Source organism: Microcoleus sp. D2_18a_D3, assembly GCF_036702455.1.
Lineage (GTDB): Bacteria > Cyanobacteriota > Cyanobacteriia > Cyanobacteriales > Microcoleaceae > Microcoleus.
In genome coordinates this window covers 57,599-65,220 of record NZ_JAUBTK010000039.1, presented here as the reverse complement: position 1 = coordinate 65,220, position 7,622 = coordinate 57,599, and the positions used below count along the sequence as shown (strand labels likewise).

5 protein-coding genes are annotated in these 7,622 nt (G+C 45.5%); 4 read left to right on the top strand and 1 reads right to left on the bottom strand.

Features of this window, described 5'->3' with window-relative positions; translation table 11 throughout:
• The first annotated feature begins 393 nt into the window (after positions 1–393).
• The gene (locus tag QUB06_RS18530) at positions 394–1,320 is read left to right on the top strand and encodes a DMT family transporter (protein ID WP_333436518.1); all 927 of its coding nucleotides are present in this window, start codon (positions 394–396) and stop codon (positions 1,318–1,320) included.
• A 163-nt stretch (positions 1,321–1,483) separates the two neighbouring features.
• Entirely contained in the window at positions 1,484–2,341 is an 858-nt protein-coding gene (locus QUB06_RS18525; protein ID WP_333436517.1) for an Hpt domain-containing protein, read from the top strand.
• A gap of 136 nt (positions 2,342–2,477) precedes the next feature.
• Here QUB06_RS18525 and QUB06_RS18520 read toward each other — a convergent pair whose 3' ends face one another.
• A complete protein-coding gene (locus QUB06_RS18520) occupies positions 2,478–2,852 on the bottom strand; it encodes a hypothetical protein (protein ID WP_333436516.1) in 375 nt (124 codons plus the stop codon).
• Positions 2,853–3,341: 489 nt separating this feature from the next.
• Here QUB06_RS18520 and QUB06_RS18515 point away from each other — a divergent pair, with 489 nt between their 5' ends.
• Both QUB06_RS18515 and QUB06_RS18510 read left to right on the top strand, forming a co-directional pair.
• On the top strand, positions 3,342–5,867 hold the full coding sequence (locus QUB06_RS18515) for an ATP-binding protein (RefSeq protein ID WP_333436515.1): 2,526 nt from the start codon (positions 3,342–3,344) through the stop codon (positions 5,865–5,867).
• A gap of 123 nt (positions 5,868–5,990) precedes the next feature.
• A complete protein-coding gene (locus QUB06_RS18510; RefSeq protein WP_333436514.1) occupies positions 5,991–7,454 on the top strand; it encodes a CIA30 family protein in 1,464 nt (487 codons plus the stop codon).
• Positions 7,455–7,622 lie beyond the last annotated feature (168 nt).

Here is a 7,622-nt window from a genome sequence, read left to right as displayed (position 1 = left end):
TGTTGACTGTTGACTGTTGACTGTTGACTGTTGACTGTTGACTGTTGACTGTTGACTGTTGACTGTTGACTGTTAACTGTTGACTGTTGACTGTTGACTGTTGACTGTTTGGACATTTTAACAATACCGATGCAACCCGAAACGAGATGATTCGGACTTGTGTGATGTTAAATCAGGTAATTTTAGGTGCGCTCTAGGTTAATATTTCTTGAGTATAGCAATTTTTCATGATTGGCGATCGTTTTTTTTTTACGAACCGCGAAGACGCAAAGGACACGAAGGAAGAGAGAAGAGGAAAGGAGAAGAAGAGAATAGAAATTATTCATAATTTGTGCGAAAATTGCTTTGTAAATTTTCCCCATGCCCAATGCCCAATGCCCAATTTTCCAAAAAATGAATCTTCCGAAACAAGCACCTAATTGGTCGATCGCTCTAGTGTTAATTATTGGGGTTTTAGCCGTCTCAACTTCCTCAATCTTAATTCGGCTGGCTAACTTTTCAGCAGGGGCGGGCGGTTTGGGTTTCAGTCTGGTACTCGCGGCCTCTCGTCTGACTTTATCTGCTTTAATTCTGCTTCCGGCTTGGCGGAAAATTCAGTGGAACGCCCTGCAATCGGGAACTCGGCGCTATGCTGTTGCTGCGGGTTTGTGTCTCGCGCTGCATTTTGCTCTCTGGATTACCTCACTTTCTTATACTTCGATCGCCGCCTCGACTGCCCTCGTCACCACTAATCCTGTCTGGGTAGCGCTGTTGTCGCGCTTCTGGTTCGGGGAAAAACTCAGCAAAATGTCGATCGCTGGCATTACTATAGCCCTGACTGGGGGAATGGCGATCGCTGTGGGAAGTGCGGGCGCAGCCCATGCTGGCAGCAGCCAACTGCTTGGCGATTTCCTGGCTCTGGCTGGTTCCTGGGCTGTCAGCTTGTATTTGCTGCTGGGCCGGGAAGCTCAGCGGCGGGGACTGGGAATTGGTGGCTATATCGCGATCGCCTATACTGTTGCTGCGATCGTCCTGCTGCCTCTCCCCTTCGCCTTCGGCACTACTTATACTAATTACCCCGACATTGTATATTTTTATATTTTGTTGACGGCCGCTTTGCCTCAGTTAGTCGGCCACACCATTTTGAACTGGGCCGTAGTGCAGATTTCCCCAACTCTGGTAACTCTTGCTATCTTGTTTGAACCGGTTGGGGCGAGTTGGTTAGGTTATTTGCTGTTTGGGGAAATGCCAGCGCCGCCGGTACTCGCAGGTGCTGCGGTGCTGCTGTTGGGGGTAGCAACCGCTACCGTCGGAGAAAAAAAAATTACTGTCAACACTTAAGAGTTAACAGTTTTCGACATTGCCACTACAGTTGCCGTGAGTCAGAATAAAACAGATGAGCGCTTAAAAACCCCAATAACTCATCAGTGAAATATCGATTCAAAACTATCAAAGGTCTGAGTTATGACTAATAATACTCGGCTTCCTTTAGGAGAATAAAATTATGCTGCCAGAACAACTACAGCGGATCATCGGCTACTTTATCGAAGAAGCCACAGAACAGATCCAAATTATCGAACAAGGCTTGCAAGATCTGCAAAACACCGTGGCAGCTCCCCAAAGAATACACCAGCTCATCCGAGCCTCGCACTCGATTAAAGGGAGAGCAGCTATGCTCGGATTTAGCAGCATTCAGCGCATTGCTCATCGGTTGGAGGATTATTTAAAGCTGCTGAGAGAATGTCCGATCGCCATTGATAGCAGGCTACAATCGCTCTTAACCGAAGTTTTTGATATTTTAGTAGCCCTCGTGTCCAAGGTTTCTAAGGGTTTTGGGCTCAACCACGAAGACGCAAGCCAAATGCTCTCCCTCGCCGAACCGGTTTTTGACGAACTCGACGCTTACCTGAGATTGCGAATTCCCACTCGCCTGACTGTGAGAGCTACTACGGACGAACATATTCACGTTTTCTCCGGTTACTGCACCTCCCTGAGCGAATTTTCCTCGGCTATCGCTTCGCGCGTCGGTTTGCTCGGAGGCACTATTACCCGCCACGATCAGGATAGCCAGGGCATACGCCTTTGTGTTGACATTTACCTGCCGCCTTACACCAGGATCGAAAACATCCGCCAAGGTGTCGAACTATCCGGCGCTATTATCGGCAATGTTCAGACGCAGCGCGACTTTTCGATGCTGGCGACTGCGGATTATCCGGTTTACCAAAGTGCGATCGAACCTCCCGCAATTTGCATCGGATGCCGCTACTATTACGGCAGAAGCGATGGCGGCTACCTGCTCAACTGCACGATCCATCCCCGCGGCCCGGAAACAGAAGATTGTCGCGATCGCGAACCGGAATAACCGCTGAAAACTCAGCCCTCGGAAGCACGATGGGCCACCCGAAAAACTATTCAGAAACCAATATTTTCCATGAAACTTTTCACATTACCCCCTGCCAAATTCTTTTTGAGTTGCTAGATAACTAGATCTTTCTCTCTTAGACAACTAAATCCTTCTTCCTTTTGAAAGCTCCCCTAACAACTGATACCGCAACTCGAATTAATTGCATCATGCTTGCAGGATGAGCGATCGCCCAGACATTGATTGTCAGACAAGTAATTGCCATAACTAGCAAGATGTATGTCGGAGGCATTACTACCCCGATCGCGAACCAGGTAAAAACGTGAAATATCATTGCTGTAGCCCAAAGGCTGGCCACAACCACAGACGCCCAAACTTGTATTCGAGGTCGGTTTAGTGCTGTCAAAATCACTGTCTGCAATGTAGTCAGCAAGTTTGCCGGAACTAAAAAGGCACAGATAGCTATGCAGTAGGTATAAGAAAACTCGGTAACTGTATTGAAGTCGATCATCAGTCTAATTGTCGGGCCTGTTGGGTATACTTAAAGAGCTTAGCGTGACTTGACTTTCAGATCTTGTCACCCTTACCTTAACTTAATATTTCCGTAAGTAGGCCGCTCTGGAGACGCATTTCTCTCCCCCTTTTTCAGGGGGCAAAATTTTACCACAAATATTAAAGTTTGGGGAAATTATTAAACATACTTGAAGAATGGCAAAAATTGCTGTGATAATTAACATCGGGAAGCGATAGTATAGAAGAGCCAAGTCGGTAAAATTTCTAGAAGGCTGAGGCGGGTTGAACAGCAACACATACGGCAGGCTGATTTTCGACTCAATCATTTTTGATTCGCAGATTCTCGGAGGATGGATTCTCAGCGTCCGTCCGGGGATCGAGCCGTTATGCGATCGAACAATATGAGATTATTATGGAAAAGCTAATTTGCTCTCAAATCTCAAATCAATAGAATCCTCTCCAAATTTTACAGCGGAAGACAAAGCAAATGGATCAACAAATCACAATTCCCGCACTCGAAGAAGTTGACTTGACAAACTGCGACAGAGAACCCATTCACATATCGGGGCACATTCAGCCACACGGGGTGCTACTTGTTGTACGAGAACCTGAACTAGAAATAGTCCAAGTCAGCGAAAATACGCAAGATTTGTTAGGAATTGATGCAGAAAGTGCGATCGGTAAAAATTTGAGCTTATTATTCAATCGAGTTCAATTAAAAAAACTCAAGCTTTGTTTGCTTAATGAAAACTTAAAAACCGTTAATCCCATTAAACTCACTGTTGTCAAAAACGCAGGTAAATATTTAGAATTTGACTGCATACTTCACCGAGGAGAAGAAGTATTGATGGTCGAATTAGAATTAGCCACCAACCCAGAAAATCTTTCTGTTTTTAGCTTTTATCATTCAGTGAGAGCCACTGTCAGCAAAATTCAAAGCGCCCAAACTCTCAAAGAATTATCTCAAATAACTGTAGAAGAAGTCAGAAAAATATCTGGTTTTGATCGAGTTATGCTCTATCAATTTGACCACGAAGGCAACGGCGCTGTGATCGCTGAAGACAAAGCAGAAAATCTAAGTCCTTTCTTGGGATTAAACTACCCTAGTTCAGATATTCCCAAACAAGCCAGACAACTGTATGCGTTAAATTGGCTGAGGTTAATCCCAGATATTAATTATCAACCCGTCCCCCTTGTTTCGGGAAACAATGCTGTTACCACCCACCCCCTAGACCTGAGTTTCAGCGTGTTGAGAAGCGTTTCTCCCATTCACATAGAATACCTGCAAAATATGGGCGTTGCAGCTTCGATGTCAATCTCGTTAATCAAAGACAAAAAACTGTGGGGATTGATTGCTTGCCACAACTATACACCAAAATACCTCAACTATGAATTGCGCGCAGCCTGCGAATTTATCGGGCAAGTAATGTCCTTAGAACTGCAATCAAAAGAAGGAAACGAAGACTACGACTACAAACTACACTTAAAATCGATTCAAACCAAGATTTTTGAAGACATATCCACGTCCGACAACTTGTCACAAGTGTTAGTTAAATGTCAGCATAACTTGCTAGAAGCAGTCAACGCCCAGGGAGCCGCAATAGTATTTGGAGACAATTGCTATCGAGTCGGGCAAACACCTCAAGGAGAATCCCTCAAATACTTAACTCAGTGGGTGCAAAAGCATTTAAATAAAGAAATTTTTTATACAGACTCGCTCACCCAATGCTATCCAGAAGCTGAGGAATTTAAAGACACGGCCAGCGGGTGTTTGGCTATAGCAATATCGCCGACTCAGAAAATATACGTTTTGTGGTTTCGCCCGGAAGTAATTAAGACCGTAAATTGGGCGGGCAACCCCAACAAACCAGTTGAAACCGATGAAGATGGCAACCCTCGACTGTCTCCTAGGAAATCCTTCGAGCTGTGGAAAGAAAATGTGAGGTACAAATCGTTGCCTTGGAAACAATGCGAAATAGACGCTGCATTGGAACTGAAAAAAGCAATGATTAATATAGTGCTTTGCCAAGTCGATAAACTCGAAAAATTAAATACAGCACTAGAAGCATCAGTCGCCAGAGAACGGGAAAAGACTGCTAATTTAAAAACAGCGATGTCCGAGCTTAAGCGGGCGCAAACTCAATTGGTGCAAAGCGAAAGGATGTCAAGTTTGGGACAGTTGGTGGCGGCGGTAGCTTATGAAGTCACTAACCCGATTAACTTCATCTACGGCAATCTTAGCTATGCTAACGAATACAGTCAAAAAATGATCAATTTATTGCAGCTTTACGACCAGAACTATCCCTCGCCTTCGCCCGAAATTCAAGCACAAATAGAAGCAGTTGAATTAGAGTTTATAGTTGAAGACTTACCGAAGTTGCTGGGTTCAATGAAAGTAGGAGCTAACCGCATCCGCGAGATAGTTCAGTCGCTGCGAAATTTCTCTAGAATTGACGAAGCAGAGATTAAACCAGTTGACATTCACGACGGATTGGACAGCGCTTTATTGATTTTGAGCAACCGACTCAAACCGAAGCCCGATCGCCCAGCAATTCATCTCATCAAAGAATATGGCTCTCTGCCTTTGGTTGAGTGTTACGCAGTTCAAATCAACCAAGTATTTATGAATGTACTGACAAATGCAATTGATGCTCTCGAAGATGCTTTTGTCAACAATAATTTATCGTCGCACTGCGGGGACGAAGAAGAGCCAGTCACGTGCGGACAAATTCGGATTGTGACTGAAATCTGTCCGGGAGAAAAAGCCGTAGCAGTTCGGATCAAGGACAACGGTTGGGGCATGGAAGAAAAAGTTCGCCAGAAAATTTTTGAGCCTTTTTTTACCACAAAACAGGTGGGCAAAGGTGCGGGGATAGGTTTGGCGATTAGCCACGAAATTGCGGTGGAACAACACGGCGGCAAATTGAGCTGCATTTCAGCCCCCGGAGAGGGAACCGAGTTGATTATTGAGATTCCCTTGAGCCAAACTCATCCCACACCCATTGTCAAGTGAAAAAAAGTCCGCGCAGGGGTTCCCGAAGGGTAGGCTAGGAAATCGCCCAAATTCACAAATCGAAAATTCGATTAAAATACAAAAGCAGCTAAGTAGATTTGAGCCAATTCACAGGAAGCTAATATGACTGAAAAAAAAACCGCCCAATGGGATGCCGGCCGGTTTCTCAAAACCTTGGCTTATTTCGGCGTCATTCCCTTCATTGGCAGCATTAGCTGGCTGCAACAACTCTTTGGAAGCAGCAGCAAAACTAAAAAAGACCAACCCAAACTGATACTGGTAGCCGGTGCCACCGGCGGCGTCGGGAAGCGAGTTGTCAAGCGGCTACAACAGCGGGGATATAAAGTACGCTGCCTCGTCAGAGATGCTAAAAGAGCAACAGAAATTCTCGGCCAAAATGTCGAATTAGTCGAAGGAGATATCACTCTGCCAGAGACGCTAACACCGCTAGTAACCGAGGGTGTGGAAGCAGTTATCTGCTGCACCGGCACCAAAGTTCAACCAGTAGAAGGAGATACGCCCACCAGAGAAAAATACTATCAAGGCATCAAATTTTATATGCCGGAAGTTGTGGATGTTCCCGAAATAGTCGAATACAAAGGCCTTAATAATTTAGTCCAAGCTGTTCGCCGCCAGCTAATTCAACCAGGCGACAAAACAATTTTTGACTTCACAAAACCCAGCCAAGATTTAAAAGAAACTTGGGGTGCCCTGGACGACATCGTGATGGGCGGCACTAGCGAAAGTTCGATCCGGCTGACAGACAATACAGCTATATTCACAGGCAATGTTTCTACTGCCAACTCGGGCGGTTTTGCTTCGGTACGTACCCGCAACTTTGATCCTCCGCTCAATCTCACAGGGTTTAGCGGCCTCCACCTGCGCGTCAAAGGAGACGGCAAGCGCTACAAATTGATTGTTCGCAACGAAGCTAAATGGGATGGAATTGGCTATTGCTATTCGTTTGATACTGTTTACAATACCTGGATTACTATCACCGTTCCTTTTGATGAGTTAATTCCAGTATTCCGCGCGAAAACTGTTAAGGATGGCTCTAAATTTGATGGCAGCAGTATTTTTTCTTTTCAGTTAATGTTGAGCAAGTTTGAATATGACGGCGCGCTCAACCCGAAATTTACACCGGGTATTTTTCAACTGGAGTTAGAATCTATTAAAGCTTATGGGGGACAGACTTGGCCGCGATTTGTGATGGTGAGTTCGGCAGGAGTTACCCGCCCGGGCCGCCCTGGAATTAACTTGGAAGAAGAACCGCCGGCAGTCAGGATGAATGATATGTTGGGGGGGATTTTGACTTGGAAGTTGAAAGGGGAAGATTGTGTGCGATCGAGCGGCATACCTTATACTATTGTCAGACCCTGCGCTTTGACTGAAGAACCGGGAGGCAAAGCTTTAATATTTGAGCAAGGAGACAATATTAGGGGCAAAGTCAGTCGGGAAGATATTGCAGAATTGTGCGTGGAGGCTTTGGAACAACCGCAAGCTTGCAACGTTACTTTTGAGGTGAAAGAGGGGGAAAATGCCAGTTCTCCAGGAGACTGGCAGGGTTTGTTTTCGGGAGTTAAATAATTATTATTTGTAGGGTCGAAGTCTAGATCCCCCCTAACCCCCCTTAATAAGGGGGGGACAAGAAATATTTTCAAGGACTCAGCGCAGGTGCGCCGAATAGCACCCTACAAATGCGAGTTTTATAACTGGTTCCCAGGCTATGCCTGGGAACCAATGTCCAGAGGCTCT

Excerpts from the sequence above, each read along its gene's own strand:
- QUB06_RS18530 (WP_333436518.1), top strand. The coding sequence starts at position 394 with ATGAATCTTCCGAAACAAGCACCTAATTGGTCGATCGCTCTAGTGTTA.
- QUB06_RS18525 (WP_333436517.1), top strand. The coding sequence starts at position 1,484 with ATGCTGCCAGAACAACTACAGCGGATCATCGGCTACTTTATCGAAGAA.
- QUB06_RS18520 (WP_333436516.1), bottom strand. The coding sequence starts at position 2,852 with ATGATCGACTTCAATACAGTTACCGAGTTTTCTTATACCTACTGCATA.
- QUB06_RS18515 (WP_333436515.1), top strand. The coding sequence starts at position 3,342 with ATGGATCAACAAATCACAATTCCCGCACTCGAAGAAGTTGACTTGACA.
- QUB06_RS18510 (WP_333436514.1), top strand. The coding sequence starts at position 5,991 with ATGACTGAAAAAAAAACCGCCCAATGGGATGCCGGCCGGTTTCTCAAA.